Source organism: Pseudomonas sp. WC1 (genome assembly GCF_050586565.1).
Taxonomy (GTDB): Bacteria; Pseudomonadota; Gammaproteobacteria; order Pseudomonadales; family Pseudomonadaceae; genus Aquipseudomonas.
On record NZ_JBOBDQ010000056.1, the window covers coordinates 1 to 16,200 of the forward strand.

General features: G+C 66.5%; 10 protein-coding genes. 6 read left to right on the forward strand and 4 right to left on the reverse strand.

What is annotated here, in order from left to right; genetic code table 11:
- From glgB to ACQ4OD_RS21295, 3 genes are all read right to left on the reverse strand, one after another.
- Positions 1–2,204, reverse strand: a 2,204-nt coding sequence (glgB, locus tag ACQ4OD_RS21285) for a 1,4-alpha-glucan branching protein GlgB (RefSeq protein ID WP_430944876.1), incomplete at its 3' end; no start/stop codon positions are given.
- 166 nt (positions 2,205–2,370) lie between these two features.
- Positions 2,371–5,688, reverse strand: a complete 3,318-nt coding sequence (gene treS / locus ACQ4OD_RS21290) for a maltose alpha-D-glucosyltransferase (protein WP_430944877.1) — start codon at positions 5,686–5,688, stop codon at positions 2,371–2,373.
- 47 nt (positions 5,689–5,735) lie between these two features.
- Complete coding sequence (locus ACQ4OD_RS21295) at positions 5,736–7,754, reverse strand: alpha-1,4-glucan--maltose-1-phosphate maltosyltransferase (protein ID WP_430944878.1); 2,019 nt, start codon at positions 7,752–7,754, stop codon at positions 5,736–5,738.
- A 139-nt stretch (positions 7,755–7,893) separates the two neighbouring features.
- Between ACQ4OD_RS21295 and ACQ4OD_RS21300 the strand changes: the two genes are divergently transcribed.
- Positions 7,894–8,055, forward strand: coding sequence for a hypothetical protein (locus ACQ4OD_RS21300; RefSeq protein WP_167388392.1), 162 nt, complete (start codon positions 7,894–7,896; stop codon positions 8,053–8,055).
- A 162-nt stretch (positions 8,056–8,217) separates the two neighbouring features.
- Complete coding sequence (locus ACQ4OD_RS21305; protein ID WP_102684454.1) at positions 8,218–8,478, forward strand: acyl carrier protein; 261 nt, start codon at positions 8,218–8,220, stop codon at positions 8,476–8,478.
- On the opposite strand, the gene ACQ4OD_RS21310 is transcribed toward ACQ4OD_RS21305, so the two are convergent.
- Positions 8,453–10,123, reverse strand: coding sequence for an AMP-binding protein (locus tag ACQ4OD_RS21310; protein ID WP_198755735.1), 1,671 nt, complete (start codon positions 10,121–10,123; stop codon positions 8,453–8,455). The genes ACQ4OD_RS21305 and ACQ4OD_RS21310 overlap by 26 nt on opposite strands.
- A 311-nt stretch (positions 10,124–10,434) precedes the next feature.
- On the opposite strand from ACQ4OD_RS21310, the gene ACQ4OD_RS21315 reads away from it, so the two are divergent.
- From ACQ4OD_RS21315 to ACQ4OD_RS21330, 4 genes are read left to right on the forward strand one after another with little or no spacing between them, the layout of a single operon-like run.
- A complete protein-coding gene (locus ACQ4OD_RS21315) occupies positions 10,435–11,598 on the forward strand; it encodes an isovaleryl-CoA dehydrogenase (RefSeq protein WP_102684456.1) in 1,164 nt (387 codons plus the stop codon).
- 19 nt (positions 11,599–11,617) lie between these two features.
- On the forward strand, positions 11,618–13,225 hold the full coding sequence (locus tag ACQ4OD_RS21320) for a carboxyl transferase domain-containing protein (protein ID WP_102684457.1): 1,608 nt from the start codon (positions 11,618–11,620) through the stop codon (positions 13,223–13,225).
- Positions 13,226–13,228: 3 nt separating this feature from the next.
- Complete coding sequence (locus ACQ4OD_RS21325) at positions 13,229–14,038, forward strand: gamma-carboxygeranoyl-CoA hydratase (protein ID WP_102684458.1); 810 nt, start codon at positions 13,229–13,231, stop codon at positions 14,036–14,038.
- Complete coding sequence (locus tag ACQ4OD_RS21330) at positions 14,035–15,990, forward strand: biotin carboxylase N-terminal domain-containing protein (protein WP_430944879.1); 1,956 nt, start codon at positions 14,035–14,037, stop codon at positions 15,988–15,990. The genes ACQ4OD_RS21325 and ACQ4OD_RS21330 overlap by 4 nt, the downstream gene beginning before the upstream one ends.
- The last annotated feature ends 210 nt before the right edge of the window (positions 15,991–16,200 follow it).

Sequence of the window (16,200 nt, forward strand, 5' to 3'; positions counted from 1 at the left end):
GGCTTCATCACCAATACCCCCAGCGGCGGCAGGTTCAGCGCCAGCGACAATGGCTGGCCATGGCTGGCGACCTCATCGGCCACCACCGCCCCGAGATTGCCCACGTTCGACCCGGCATACAGCTCGGCGTCGCTGTTGAGCAGTTCCACCCAGTGCTCGCCAAACGGCACGCCGATGCGGTAGCCCTCCCGCGGCACCGGGGTGAAGTTGGCCACCACCAGCAGCGGCTCGCCCTGGCTGCTCCAGCGCAACCAGGCATACACGCTGTTGTGCGCATCGTCGCCGATCAGCCACTGGAAACCCTGGGGCTGGCAGTCCTGTTCGTGCAGCGCGGGCAGTTCGCGGTACAGGCGGTTGAGGTCGGCGACCAGCTTCTGCACGCCCTGGTGCTCGGAGTACTGCAGCAGGTACCAGTCCAGCTGCTGGTCGTGGTTCCACTCGCGCCACTGGCCGAACTCACACCCCATGAACAGCAGCTTCTTGCCCGGATGGGTCCACATGAACGCCAGGTAGGCGCGCAGGTTGGCGAACTTCTGCCAGCGATCGCCGGGCATCTTGTCGATAAGCGAATGCTTGCCGTGCACCACTTCGTCGTGGGAAATGGGCAGGATGAAATGCTCGGAATAGGCGTAGATCAGCCCGAAGCTCATCTCATTGTGATGATAAGTGCGGTGGATCGGGTCGTTCTGGATGTAGTGCAAGGTGTCGTGCATCCAGCCCATGTTCCACTTGTAGGCGAAGCCCAGGCCGCCCTGCTGCACCGGCTGGCTGACGCCGGGCCAGGCGGTGGATTCCTCGGCGATGATCAGCGCGCCCGGCGCTTCATGGGCGGCAACGCTGTTGAGGTGGCGGATGAAGTCGATGGCTTCGAGGTTCTCGCGCCCGCCGTGGCGGTTGGGCACCCATTCACCAGCCTTGCGCGAATAGTCGCGGTAGAGCATCGAGGCCACCGCGTCCACGCGCAGGCCATCGATGTGGAAGTGCTTGAGCCAGTGCAGCGCCGAGGCCAGCATGAATCCGCGCACCTCGTTGCGCCCGAGGTTGTAGATCAGCGTGTTCCAGTCCTGGTGAAAGCCTTCCAGCGGGTTCTCGTATTCGTACAGGGCAGTGCCGTCGAAACGCGCCAGGCCATGCTCGTCGGTGGGGAAATGCGCCGGCACCCAGTCCAGCAGCACGCCGATGCCGCCCTGGTGGCAGGCATCGACGAAGAAGGCGAAGTCCTCGGCGCTGCCATAGCGTGAGGTCGGCGCGAACAGCGACAGCGGCTGGTAGCCCCACGAGCCGCCGAAGGGGTGCTCCATGATCGGCATCAGCTCGATATGGGTGAAACCCAGCTCCTGCACATATGGCACCAGGCGCTCGGCCAGTTCGCGCCAGTTGTAGTAACGGGCGACTTCGCCGGCATCGTCCAGCTCGCAGCGCCAAGAACCGACGTGCAGCTCGTAGATCGACAGCGGCGCGCTGTAGGCGTGGCGCTGGGCCCTGTGTTCCAGCCACTGGCCATCGCGCCATTCATGGGCCAGGGCGCCGGCCACCTTGGAAGCGGTGCTCGGCGGCAGTTCGGTGGCGCGGGCCAGGGGGTCGGCCTTGAGGGGCAGCACGCCATCCTGGCCGAGCACTTCGAACTTGTAGGTCTCGCCCACGCCAAGGCGCGGCACGAACAGCTCCCACACCCCGGCGCCATGGCGCAGGCGCATGGGGTGGCGACGGCCATCCCAGTTGTTGAATTCGCCCACCACCGACACCCGCCGGGCATTCGGCGCCCATACCGAAAAGCACACGCCGGCGACCCCATCCACCTCGGTCGGCTGGGCGCCGAAACGCCCGGACAGGTCGCGGTGGTTGCCCTCGGCAAACAGGTACATGTCCATCTCGCCCAACTGCGGGCCGAAGCTGTAGGGGTCCTCGGTGACCTGCTCGCCACCGGCCCAGCCGATCTGCAGCAGGTAGGGGACCGCCTGGTCCAGGTGCGCGGTGTACAGACCGGGCACGCCGCCCTGGCGCATCTCGACGAGTACCCTGCCGTCGTCGCGGGCCAGCACGCGCACGCTCAGGGCACTGGGCAGGAAGGCCCGGATGAACTGGCCGCCCGCACCATCGGGGTGCGGGCCGAGTACGGCGAACGGGTCGGCGTGCTCGGCGCGGGCCAGGGCATCGAGGTCCCGTTGCCGAAGGCCGCCGTTGTCACGCGTGGTTGCATTCATCTCTCTGTCCCTTTCCAAGTGTTCAAGAAATGTTTCACCGCCTCATCGGCTTGTGGCTTGTAGGAGCGGGCTTGCCCCGCGATGGCGGCTATGGCCCTATCGCGGGGCAAGCCCGCTCCCACGAAGCCTGATTTCACGAAGACCGTTACAACAACCTCGCAAACCTTCAGCCCTCCCCCCAGGTGCTGATCAGCCCATGCAAACCATGCAAAGGCACGGCCAGCCAACTTGGCCGGTTCTCGGCTTCATAGGTAATTTCGTAGGCGGCCTTCTCCAGGCAGAACAGCTCCAGCGCGGCGCGCTCGCCCTCGGCCTGCTGCCAGGCGTGGGGCATGGCGGCGGTGGCCAACCCGTAGGCTTCGACGAAGGCATGGCGCGACTGGTGCAGGTACTGCCGGGCGACCCGCTGCCGGGCCTGGCGCGCCGCCTCGGAGAGGTCTACCGCCGAGGCGCTGCGCAGGATCATCGCAGCAGCATAGTCGAAGGATCGCAGCACACCGCTGACATCCTTGTACGGGCTGTGTTTGGCCCTGCGTTCATCCAGCGGTCGCGCCGGCTCGCCCTCGAAATCGATCAGGTAGGCGTCGCCCTGCACCACCAGCACCTGGCCCAGGTGCAGGTCGCCGTGCACCCGCATCAGCAGCCCGCCCTGGGCCTGGTGTGCGAGATTGTCGACATGCTGCTGCAGGCCTTCGCGCTGTTGCTGCAGGTCGTCGACCAGGGCCTGGCTGTCACTGTCCAGGGTGTCACGGTGCTGGGCGAGCAAGTCGAGGGCATGGCTCAGTTCGGCACTGATCTGGCGGCTCCAACGCTCGCTGTCGCGGGCGTCGCTCGGGCGTGAGCGGAACGCTTCGTCGTCGCTCGGCGCGGCCAGCAACAGGTGCATCTCGCCCAGGCGCTGGCCAAGCAAGGCGGCAAAGCCGGTCAGCTCGGCCAGGGCATCGGTGTGCGCCTCCTGCTCGACGCTGGTGGGCTCCATCTGGTCGCGGATCGCCCGTTCCAGGGTGTTCTGCGTCCAGTCCCAGGCATCGCCCTGATTGCTCAGGTAGCCCTGGGCGATCATCAGCAGATGCGGCTGCTCGCTGTCGTCCTCGCGGCTGACCCAGGCCAGCAGCGGCGAGATGTTGGCAAAGCCAGCGGCGGTCAGGTAGGCGCTCATCTCTAGCTCCGGGTGGATGCCCGGATTGACCCGGCGGATCAACTTGAGCACCAGGCTGCCGCCGACCACCACCGAGCTGTTGGACTGCTCGGCGCTCAGGTAGCGCACCTCGCTGTGCTCATCGAGCTGCAACGCAGCCAACTGTTCGGTGCGGTGGAAGCGCAACTCGCCCAAGCCCTCGCCACAGGCCAGCCGCAGGCCGTCCTGGCAGCCCTGGAGCACGGCGCGAATAAAGGGCTCGAGCACGAAAGCATCGGTGATCAACCCCACCTGACGGCCACGGCGCACCCGCGACAGCGCCAGCTGCTGGGGCAGCGCGGCATTGATCTGCTCCTCCGGCAACAATCCGAAGGGCAGCTGGTAGTGGGTGACCACGCCCTCGCTGTACACCTCCAGCTCGCCAAGCAGCACCGGCAACGCCGGGGTGGCCATGCGCACACCGTAGCGCAGGCGGACCTCGTCGATCGGCCCTTCCTTGCCGGCGAACCAGCGGCGCTTGGGCAGGTACTGCGGCAGGATCGCTGCCTGCAACGTCTCGCGGGCCGGTGATTCGAGCAGCTCCTCCATGCGCTTGCGCAACACCAGGGTGGTCAGCTCGGGCAGGCCCTCGCTGGGCTGGATATGCCAGCTGGGCATGCGGTCGTGGCTGGCCAGCAGGAACCAGTAGAAGCCGTAAGGTGGCAACGTCAGCAGGAACGGCAGCTGGCCGATGGGCGGGAAGGCGCTGCCGCCGAGCATCTCCACCGGCACCTTGTCAGCGTACTGCGACAATTCCAGCTCGGCGGCCTGGGCGGCCCGCGAGACGTTGGCCACGCACAGCACGATCTCGACATTGCCCTCGGCATCGGTGTACTCGCGGATATAGGCCAGCACCCGCCGGTTGCTCGGCGTGAGCATCTTCAGGCTGCCGCGGCCGAAAGCCTTCTGCTGCTTGCGCACCGCCAGCAGCCGGCGGTTCCAGTTGAGCAGCGAATGCGGGTCGTGGGCCTGGGCCTCGACGTTGATCGTCTGGTAGCCGTACAGCGGATCCATGATCGGCGGCAGCACCAGACGCTGCGGGTCGGCCCGCGAGAAGCCGCCGTTGCGATCCGGCGACCATTGCATGGGGGTGCGCACGCCATCGCGGTCACCCAGGTAGATGTTGTCGCCCATGCCCAGTTCGTCACCGTAGTACAGCGTCGGCGTGCCGGGCATCGACAGCAGCAGGCTGGTGAGCAGCTCGATACGCCGCCGGTCGCGTTGCAGCAACGGCGCCAGGCGCCGGCGAATCCCCAGGTTGATGCGGGCGCGGCGGTCCTCGGCGTAGTAGTTCCACAGATAGTCGCGCTCGCGGTCGGTGACCATCTCCAGGGTCAGCTCATCGTGGTTGCGCAGGAAGATCGCCCACTGGCAGTTGGCCGGGATCTCCGGGGTCTGGCGCAGGATGTCGGTGATCGGGAAGCGGTCTTCCATGGCCAGGGCCATGTACATGCGCGGCATCAACGGGAAGTGGAAGGCCATGTGGCATTCGTCGCCGTCGCCCTCGCCGAAGTACGGGCGGGTGTCCTCGGGCCACTGGTTGGCCTCGGCCAGGAGCATGCGGTCGGGGTAGTTGGCGTCGATTTCGGCGCGGATCGCCTTGAGCACCACATGGGTCTCGGGGAGGTTCTCGTTGTTGGTGCCGTCGCGCTCGATCAGGTAGGGGATGGCGTCCAGGCGCAGGCCGTCGACGCCGATGTCGAGCCAGAAGCGCATCACCCCGATCACTGCCTTGAGCACCTGCGGGTTGTCGAAGTTGAGGTCCGGCTGGTGCGAGTAGAAGCGGTGCCAGAAGTACTGGCCTGCCACCGGGTCCCAGGTCCAGTTGGACTTCTCGGTGTCGAGGAAGATGATGCGCGTGCCGTCGTACTTCTGGTCATCGTCCGACCACACGTAGAAGTCCCGGGCCTTGCTGCCGCGCTTGGCATGCCGGGCGCGCTGGAACCAGGGGTGCTGGTCGGAGGTGTGGTTGATGACCAGCTCGGTGATCACCCGCAGGCCGCGCTTGTGCGCCTCGGCAATGAAGCGCCTGGCGTCGGCCATGCTGCCGTAGTCCGGGTGCACGGCCTTGTACTCGGCAATGTCGTAGCCATCGTCGCGCCGTGGCGAGGGGTAGAACGGCAGCAGCCAGAGGGTGTTGACGCCAAGTTCCGCGATGTAGTCGAGCTTGCCGATCAGGCCTGCGAAATCGCCGATGCCGTCGTTGTTCGCATCGAAGAACGATTTCACGTGCAGTTGGTAGATCACCGCGTCCTTGTACCACAGCGGATCGTCGATGAAGGCTGCCGGGCGGGAACGCTTGGCCATTGGGGACTCCTTTGTGTCCGAGGGTTCAGCTTGAAGCCCATCGCGGGCTAGCGCGATTTCTCGATGCGCCAGATACCGAACGGCTGATGCCAAGGTTCGATGCGCATCCACTGGGTCTTGCCATGCCAGGTCCAGCGCTGGCCATTCATCAGGTCTTCCCCTTGGGTGTCGGCGCTGTCGTCCAGCCCCAGCTCCCACAGTGGCAACTCGAAGCTGGCCTCCTGGGCGTTGTGCGGGTCGAGGCTGATGGCCACGAGGATGAAGTTGTCGCGCTCGGGGGTGCGCTTGGCGAAGTAGAGAATGTTGTCGTTCCAGCAGTTGAGGAACACCACCCCAAGGTGGGTCTGCAGGGCGCGGTTGTGCCGGCGGATGCGGTTGAGCTGGGCGATCTCGGCGACGATGTTGCCAGGCTGGGTGAAGTCCCGGGGGCGGATCTCGTATTTCTCCGAGTCCAGGTACTCCTCCTTGCCCGGCAGCGGCGTGCCCTCGCACAGTTCGAAGCCCGAGTACATGCCCCACAATCCCGAACCCGTGGTCGCCAGCGCCGCACGGATCAGAAAGCCCGCCCTTCCGGAGGTCTGCAGGAAGAAGGGGTTGATGTCCGGGGTGTTGACGAAGAAATTGGGTCGGTAGCACTGGCTCCACGGCGGCTGGTTGAGCTCCTCGAAGTAGTCGCGCAGCTCCTGCTTGGTATTGCGCCAGGTGAAGTACGTGTAGCTCTGCGCGTAGCCGACCTTGCCCAGGCGCGCCATCATCGCCGGGCGGGTGAACGCTTCGGCGAGGAAGATCACCTCGGGGTGCTGGCTGCGCACATTGCCGATCAGCCATTGCCAGAACGGCAGCGGCTTGGTGTGCGGGTTGTCGACGCGGAAGGTCTTCACCCCCTCCTCGACCCAGCCGACCAGCACGTCGCGCAGCGCCAGCCACAGGCTCGGCACCGCCTCGGGGGCGTAGAAGTCGACGTTGACGATGTCCTGGTATTTCTTCGGCGGGTTTTCCGCGTAGCGGATACTGCCGTCGGGGCGCCAGCTGAACCAGCCGGGGTGCTCCTGCAGCCAGGGGTGGTCCTGGGAGCACTGGATGGCGAAGTCCAGGGCGATCTCCAGGCCATGCTCGGCGGCGGCGGCGACCAGTCGGCGGAAGTCCTCACGGCTGCCCAGCTGCGGGTGGATGGCATCGTGCCCGCCCTCGGGGCTGCCGATGGCATAAGGGCTGCCGGGGTCGCCGGGCTCGGCCTGCAAGGCGTTGTTGCGGCCTTTGCGGTGCTTCATGCCGATGGGGTGGATCGGCGGGAAGTACAGCACGTCGAAGCCCATGTCGCGGATCATCGGCAGGCGCTGGTGCACGTCATCGAAGGTGCCGTGGCGTTCGGGGTCGTCGGTCACCGAGCGCGGGAACAGCTCATACCAGCTGGCAAACTGGGCCGCCTCGCGGTCCACGTCCAGCGGGAATTCGCGGCTGCGGGTGAGGTAGCTGCGGTGCTCGGCCTCCCCCATCAAACGGGCGGCCTCAGGGTGCAGCAACGTCTTCACCTGTTCTTCCACCGGCAATCCCGGCAAGCGCTGCTGCAGCTGCGCCAGTTGCTCGCGCAGCAGCCCGTCGCTGCGTTCGATGCCCTTGCCCAGCAGCAAGCGGCCCTCCTCCAGCTCCAGCTTCACCTCCACGCCGGCGGCGTACTTCTTCTCCAGGTCGTGGCAATAGGTGGCCCAGGGGTCGATCCAGGCCTCGATGCTGAACAGATGCAGGCCCAGCTCGGCAGGCGTGAATTCGGCCAGCCACAGGTCGTTGCCCGGCGAATGCATGGCCACGCAGTGCCAGCGCCGGCTGTGGGCCTGGCGCCAGTGCAGGGTCACGGCCAGGCGGTCATGACCGTCGGTGTAGACCTTGGCGCCCACTTCGACCTTGTGACCGCGCACGGCCTTGGCGGCGAAGGTGCCGCCGTCGAGCACCGGGCTTGCGTCCTCGATCACGATGCGCGGCGCCAGCAGGGCCTGGGACAGGCTGATGGCCTGGTCCGGGTGATCACCTGCCATCGGCACGCTTTCGAACGGCTCGTTACCAGACATCGACCTTGCTCCCCTGGGCTGGTGGCGGTAAGGGTTCAGAGCCGTGCGCAAGCGCGAGGGTTCAAAAAAAATGAGCGCAGGGCGCAGGCTTGGGTCAAAGCCTGCGACACCTCTTCATTCATCCCGCGAGGCCAGGCCCATGAACATTCCCATTCCACCGGAGACACCCGACCCGAACATCGACGACCCGACCTTGCCGCCGCCGGTGCCCGAGGAGGACCCGGACGAGCTGCCGATCAAGCCGACCGTGCCGCCGACCGTGGGCGACCCGCCGAGCCAGGAGCCGCCGGTGAAAGCTTGAGGATAGACAAGGCTGCGCAAATCTGACCGCCTTGGCCGGCCTCGTCGCGGGGCCGGCATTCACAGCACAAACCTGGCTCAACCGCACCTGGCATTTCTACCAGTAGCACCTGCCCGCAAAGCCACGTACAGAGAAGCCTCACTCTCTGACGATCCTTCCGGCATGCACTCACGCCTCTACATCGCCTTCCACCTGCAATGGATCCTCGCAAGCTTCCTGGAGCAGAGCCTGCACCAGATCCGCCCCGACATCTCCCTGGACGAACTGGGCGCCGACAGCTTCGACCTGATGGAGCTGCAGGCGATCATGGAGGAAACCTTCGGCATCTTCATCGCCGAGCCCCTGCGTACCTACACCACCTTCGCCGAACTGGTCGAGCTGGTCTACACGACCATGGCTAACCCCCCAGCTCCTCCACACTGATCTCGCGCATGCGAAACTTCTGCACCTTCCCCGTCACCGTCATCGGAAACTCTTCGACGAAGCGGAAATGCCGCGGTGTCTTGAAATGCGCCAATCGCGCCTTGCACCACTGCTGCAATTCCTCGGCCGTGGCATGGTGCCCAGGGTGCAGGCGAATCCACGCCACCACCTCCTCGCCGTACTTGCTGCACGGAATCCCCACCACCTGCGCCTCGGCCACGGCCGGGTGGGTATGGAAGAACTCCTCCAGCTCGCGCGGATAGATGTTCTCGCCGCCGCGAATGATCATGTCCTTGTTGCGCCCGACAATGCGCACATAACCCTCGTCGTCCATCACCGCCAGGTCGCCGCTGTGCATCCAGCCGGCCGGGTCGATGGCGTCATGGGTGGCCTGCAGGTTGTCCCAGTAACCAAGCATCACGCTGTAACCACGAGTGCACAGCTCGCCGATCTCACCCTGGGCAACGATGCGCCCGTCGGCGTCCACCAGCTTGGTCTCCAGGTGCGGCTGGGTACGGCCCACGGTGGTCACGCGCAGCTCAAGGCCATCGTCGGGACCGGTCTGCAGCGACACCGGGCTGGTCTCGGTCATGCCGTAGGCGATCTGCACCTCGGCCATGTGCAACTGGTCGATCACCTTGCGCATTACCTCGATCGGGCAGGTGGCACCGGCCATGATGCCGCTGCGCAGGGTGGACAGGTCCAGTTGCGTGCGTGCGGGGTGGTCGAGCATGGCGATGAACATGGTCGGCACCCCATATAGGATGCTGGCGCGCTCCTCGGCCACGGCGCGCAGGGTGAACTCCGGGTCGAAGGCATCGTTGGGGTAGATCATGGTGCTGCCGTGGGTGATGCAGCCGAGGTTGGCCATGACCATGCCGAAGCAGTGGTACAGCGGCACCGGGATCACCATGCGGTCGCGCTCGCTCAGGCCCAGGCTCTGGCCGACCATGTAGCCGTTGTTGAGAATGTTGTAGTGGCTCAGGGTCGCGCCCTTGGGCGCGCCGGTGGTGCCGGAGGTGTACTGGATGTTCACCGGCTGGTCGAACTGCAGGCCCTGTTGCCGCGCCTGGTAGGACTCAACCTCGACCGCCCCTGCCCGCCCGGCCAGCGCGGCCCAGGGCAGGAAACCCGAGGGCGGCTCGGCGGCCAGGCTGATCACGCCACGCAGGTCGGGCAGGCGTTCGCTGGCCAGTTCGCCCAATGCGTGGGTCGCCAGCTCCGGCACCAGCGCCTGCACCATCGCGTGGTAGTCGGAAGTCTTGAAGGCATCGGCGCACACCAGCCAGCGGCAGCCGGACTGGCGCAGCACGTACTCCAGCTCGCCCACCCGGTAGGCCGGGTTGATGTTGACCAGGATCGCGCCGACCTTGGCCGTGGCCAGTTGCAGGATGCACCACTGGGCGCAGTTGGGCGCCCAGATGCCAACCCGCTCGCCCACCTCCACCCCCAGCGCCATCAAGGCCTGGGCCTGCACATCGACCTCGGCGGCGAGCTCGCGCCAGCTGTAGCGCAGCCCCTGGTGGCGCACCACCAGCGCCTCGCGCTCGCCGTGGCGGGCGACGGTGGCATCGAAGGCCTGGCCGATGGTCAGGGTCAGCAAGGGGTGGTCTTGACGGCCGCGGGTATAGCTTGGTTGAGGCATGGTGATCCCTTCTTGTGGTTGTTCTGGGCATGACTGAAGCAGGCGGCGAATACTCTGGCGCAGATTTACGTTTACGTAAAGGTGATGATCCGATTGACAGCCCCGGAAGGCAGGTTTACGTTAACGTCAACCACGCATCACGACGACCGGACGGGAGCGCGGTTGTGGGAGCGGGCTTGCCCCGCGATGAGGCCGGACCAGGCAACACAGCTGGCCGTTCTGACGGGCATCGCGGGGCAAGCCCGCTCCCACAACCCCGTTTCCGCAAGGTCGCCGTGGTACCCAAATTTCAAGAACAAGAAGGTGCCCACATGCATTACCCCAGCCTGAACTTCGCCCTGGGCGAGACCATCGACATGCTCCGCGACCAGGTGCGCACCTTCGTCGCCGCCGAGCTGGCGCCGCGCGCCGCGCAGATCGACCACGACAACCTGTTCCCCGCCGACATGTGGCGCAAATTCGGCGACATGGGCCTGCTGGGCATCACCGTGCCCGAAGAATACGGCGGCGCCGGCCTGGGCTACCTGGCCCACGTGGTGTCGATGGAAGAGATCAGCCGGGGCTCGGCGTCAGTGGCCCTGTCCTACGGCGCCCACTCCAACCTGTGCGTCAACCAGATCAACCGCAACGGCAGCCACGAGCAGAAGCTCAAGTACCTGCCCAAGCTGATCAGCGGCGAGCACATCGGCGCCCTGGCCATGAGCGAGCCCAACGCCGGCTCCGACGTGGTGTCGATGAAACTGCGCGCCGAAAAACGCGGCGACCGCTACGTGCTCAACGGCAGCAAGACCTGGATCACCAACGGCCCCGACGCCAACACCTACGTGATCTACGCCAAGACCGACCTGGACAAGGGCCCCCACGGCATCACCGCGTTCATCGTCGAGCGCGACTGGAAAGGCTTCAGCCGCAGCAACAAGTTCGACAAGCTCGGCATGCGCGGCTCCAACACCTGCGAGCTATTCTTCGACGGCGTCGAAGTGCCGGAAGAAAACATCCTCGGCCAGCTCAACGGCGGCGTGCGCGTGCTGATGAGCGGCCTGGACTACGAGCGCGTGGTGCTGTCCGGCGGCCCGACCGGCATCATGCAGAGCTGCATGGACCTGGTGGTGCCGTACATCCACGACCGCAAGCAGTTCGGCCAGAGCATCGGCGAGTTCCAGCTGATCCAGGGCAAGATCGCCGACATGTACACCCAGCTCAACGCCAGCCGCGCCTACCTGTACGCCGTGGCCCAGGCCTGCGACCGCGCCGAGACCACCCGCAAGGACGCCGCCGGGGTCATCCTCTACACCGCCGAACGCGCCACGCAGATGGCCCTGGAAGCGATCCAGATCCTCGGCGGCAACGGCTACATCAATGAATTCCCGGCTGGCCGCCTGTTGCGCGACGCCAAGCTGTACGAGATTGGCGCCGGCACCAGCGAAATCCGCCGGATGCTGATCGGCCGCGAACTGTTCAACGAAACCCGCTGAGCACAAGGAACGGGCGCACATGGCTACCCTGCATACCCAGATCAACCCGCGCTCGGCGGAGTTCGCCGCCAACAGCGCGGCCATGCTCGAACAGGTCCAGGCCCTGCGCGGCCTGCTCGCCCAGGTCAGTCAGGGCGGCGGGCCGAAGGCCCAGGAGCGGCATACCTCGCGGGGCAAGCTGCTGCCGCGCGAGCGCATCGACCGCCTGCTCGACCCGGGCTCGGCGTTCCTCGAGATCGGCCAGCTGGCCGCCCATGAGGTGTACGGCGAAGACGTGCCGGCTGCGGGCGTGATCGCCGGCATCGGCCGCGTCGAAGGCGTGGAGTGCATGATCGTGGCCAACGACGCCACGGTCAAAGGCGGCTCCTACTACCCGCTGACGGTGAAGAAGCACCTGCGCGCCCAGACCATCGCCCTGCAGAACCGCCTGCCATGCATCTACCTGGTGGACTCCGGCGGCGCCAACCTGCCACGCCAGGACGAGGTGTTCCCTGACCGCGAGCACTTCGGGCGGATCTTCTTCAACCAGGCCAACATGAGCGCCCTGGGGATACCGCAGATCGCCGTGGTGATGGGCTCGTGCACCGCCGGTGGCGCCTACGTGCCAGCCATGGCCGACGAAGCGATCATGGTGCGCCAGCAGGCGACCATCTTCCTCGCAGGCCCCCCTTTGGTAAAAGCCGCGACCGGCGAGGTAGTCAGTGCCGAGGACCTCGGCGGCGCCGACGTGCACTGCCGCACCAGCGGCGTGGCCGACCACTATGCCGACAACGACGAGCACGCCCTGGCCATCGCCCGGCGCAGCGTCGCCAATCTCAACTGGCACAAGCAGGGCAAGCTGCAATGCCAGGCACCGATCGCGCCGCTGTACAACGCCGAAGAGCTGTACGGCGTGGTCCCGGCCGACGCCAAGCAGCCGTTCGATGTGCGCGAGGTGATTGCGCGGCTGGTCGATGGTTCGGTGTTCGATGAATTCAAGGCGCTGTTCGGCACCACCCTGGTGTGCGGCTTCGCTCACCTGCACGGCTACCCGGTGGCGATCCTGGCCAACAACGGCATCCTCTTCGCCGAGGCCGCGCAAAAAGGCGCGCACTTCATCGAACTGGCCTGCCAGCGCGGCATCCCGCTGCTGTTCCTGCAGAACATCACCGGTTTCATGGTCGGAAAAAAATACGAGGAAGGCGGCATCGCCAAGCACGGCGCCAAGCTGGTGACGGCAGTGGCCTGCGCCCAGGTACCGAAGTTCACGGTGATCATCGGCGGCAGCTTCGGCGCCGGCAACTACGGCATGTGCGGCCGCGCCTACGACCCGCGCTTCCTGTGGATGTGGCCCAACGCCCGCATCGGCGTGATGGGCGCCGAACAGGCGGCCGGCGTGCTGGCCCAGGTCAAGCGCGAGCAGAGCGAGCGCAGCGGCGAGGTGTTCAGCGCCGATGACGAGAAGAAGCTCAAGCAGCCGATCCTCGACCAGTATGAGCGCCAGGGCCACCCCTACTACTCAAGCGCCCGGCTGTGGGACGACGGTGTCATCGACCCGGCGCAGACCCGCGACGTGCTCGGCCTGGCGCTGTCCGCCGCGCTGAACGCCCCGATCGAACAGAGCCGCTTCGGCATATTCCGGATGTGACCCATGAGCGAATTCGCCACCCTTGAACTGGTCAAGGACCCTCGCGGTTTCGCCACCCTGTGGCTGAGCCGGGAAGACAAGAACAACGCCTTCAACGCGCAGATGATCCGCGAACTGATCGTCGCCCTCGACCAGCTGGGCGAGGATAGCGGCCTGCGCTTCGTGGTGCTGCGCGGCCGTGGCCGGCACTTCAGCGCCGGCGCCGACCTGGCGTGGATGCAGCAGTCGGCGCAACTGGACTTCAACACCAACCTGGACGACGCCCATGAGCTGGGCGAGCTGATGTACGCCCTGCACCGGCTCAAGGCGCCGACCCTGGCCGTGGTGCAAGGCGCGGCCTTCGGCGGCGCGCTGGGGCTGATCAGTTGCTGCGACATGGCCATCGGCGCCGAGGACGCCCAACTGTGCCTGTCGGAGGTGCGCATCGGCCTGGCTCCGGCGGTGATCAGCCCGTTCGTGGTCAAGGCCATCGGCGAGCGCGCCGCGCGCCGCTACGCCCTCACCGCCGAGCGCTTCAGCGGCGTGCGCGCCCGCGACCTGGGCCTGCTGGCCGAGGTGTACCCGGCCGCCGAACTGGACGCCCAGGTCGAGGCCTGGGTCGACAACCTGCTGCAGAACAGCCCGCAGGCGCTGCGCGCCACCAAGGACCTACTGCGCGAAGTGGATGACGGTGAGCTGAGCCCGGCCCTGCGCCGCTACTGCGAGAACACCATCGCCCGCATCCGCGTCAGCGCCGAAGGCCAGGAGGGCCTGCGCGCCTTCCTGGAAAAACGCCGCCCTGCCTGGCAAGACAACAAGGAACCGCGCCCATGAGCCGACCCACGCTGACCACCCTGCTGGTCGCCAACCGCGGCGAAATCGCCTGCCGGGTGATGCGCACCGCCAAGGCCATGGGCCTGACCACCGTGGCCGTGCACAGCGCCACCGACCGCGACGCGCGGCACAGCCGCGAGGCCGACATCCGTGTCGACCTCGGTGGCAGCAAGGCCGCCGACAGCTACCTGGTGATCGACAAGCTGCTCGCCGCCGCCAAGGCCAGCGGCGCCCAAGCCATCCACCCAGGCTATGGCTTCCTCTCGGAGAACGCCGGTTTTGCCCGCGCCATCGAACAGGCCGGGCTGATCTTCCTTGGCCCACCGGCCAGCGCCATCGATGCGATGGGCAGCAAGTCGGCGGCCAAGGCGCTGATGGAGGCCGCCGGCGTGCCGCTGGTGCCGGGCTACCACGGCGAGGCCCAAGACCTGGAGACCTTCCGCGCCGCCGCCGAGCGCATCGGCTACCCGGTGCTGCTCAAGGCCAGCGCCGGGGGCGGCGGCAAGGGCATGAAGGTGGTCGAGGAGGAAAGCCAGCTGGCCGACGCCCTGGCCTCGGCGCAACGTGAAGCGCAGTCGTCGTTCGGCGATGCGCGGATGCTGGTCGAGAAGTACGTGCTCAAGCCGCGCCATGTGGAGATCCAGGTGTTCGCCGACCAGCACGGCCACTGCCTGTACCTCAACGAGCGCGACTGCTCAATCCAGCGCCGCCACCAGAAGGTGGTCGAGGAAGCCCCGGCACCGGGCCTCTCCCCCGAGCTGCGCAAGGCCATGGGCGAGGCCGCGGTGCGCGCCGCCCAGGCCATCGGCTACGTGGGGGCCGGCACTGTCGAGTTCCTGCTCGATGCCCGTGGCGAGTTCTTCTTCATGGAAATGAACACCCGCCTGCAGGTGGAGCATCCGGTCACAGAGGCCATCACCGGGCTCGACCTGGTGGCCTGGCAGATCCGCGTGGCCTGCGGCGAGCCGCTGCCTTTGACTCAAGAGCAGGTGCCGCTGATCGGCCACGCCATCGAGGTACGGCTATACGCGGAGGATCCGGCCAACGAATTCCTCCCGGCCACCGGCACCCTGGCGCTGTACCGCGAGTCGGCGCCGGGCGAAGGCCGCCGGGTGGACAGCGGCGTCAGCGAGGGCGATGTGGTATCGCCGTTCTACGACCCGATGCTGGGCAAGCTGATCGCCTGGGGCCAGGACCGCGAACAGGCGCGCCTGCGACTGCTGGCGATGCTCGATGAGTTCGCCATTGGCGGGCTGAAAACCAACATTGCCTTCCTGCGCCGCATCCTGGCACACCCAGCGTTTGCCGAGGCGGAGCTGGACACCGGGTTCATTCCGCGTCATCAGGATGTGCTGCTACCCCCACCACAAGCGCTGCCGGCGCAATTCTGGGAGGCCGCCGCCGAAGCCTGGCTGCAAAGTGAGCCGGCGCAACTGCGCCAGGACGACCCCGCCTCGCCCTGGACCTTGCGCGATGGCCTGCGCCTGGGGCTGCCGGCACGCAGCAGCCTGCACCTGCAATGCGACGGACATGAGCAGGCAGTGGCTTTGGAGCGTAGTGCGCCTTCGACTTATCGCCTGGAGGGGGAGCAGCTGTGTCATGACCAGGATGGTCTGCGCCATCGCCACCTGGCGGTGCGTCGGGGTGGCACGCTGTACCTGCAGTGGCAGGGTGAGCTGCATGCCGTCAGCGTTCATGACCCGATCGCTGCGGCCGAGGCCAGCCACAGCCACCAGGGCGGGCTGGGTGCGCCGATGAACGGCAGTATCGTGCGGGTGCTGGTGGAGCCGGGGCAGGCTGTGGAGGCCGGTACTGCGCTGGTGGTGCTTGAGGCGATGAAGATGGAGCACAGCATCCGGGCGCCCCATGATGGGACGGTGAAGGCGCTGTTCTGTCAGGAGGGGGATATGGTCAGCGAGGGGACAGTGTTGGTGGAGTTGGAGGAGGCGTAACGGCGGCAATGTGTTCGTCGAAAGGGTTGTTTCGCCTCTGAGATCGAGCGCCGCCCACGCGGCGCATCGCTGGCAAGCCAGCTCCCACATCTGTTTCGGGCCAATCAATCCTGTAAGGTTATCACTGTCCGCCTTGGCGCTTGTCTTGAGACAGGTGGGGCGCCAGTGGCGCCCAAGCTGAAACCGCGTCGTACCCACAAGGCGTACAGC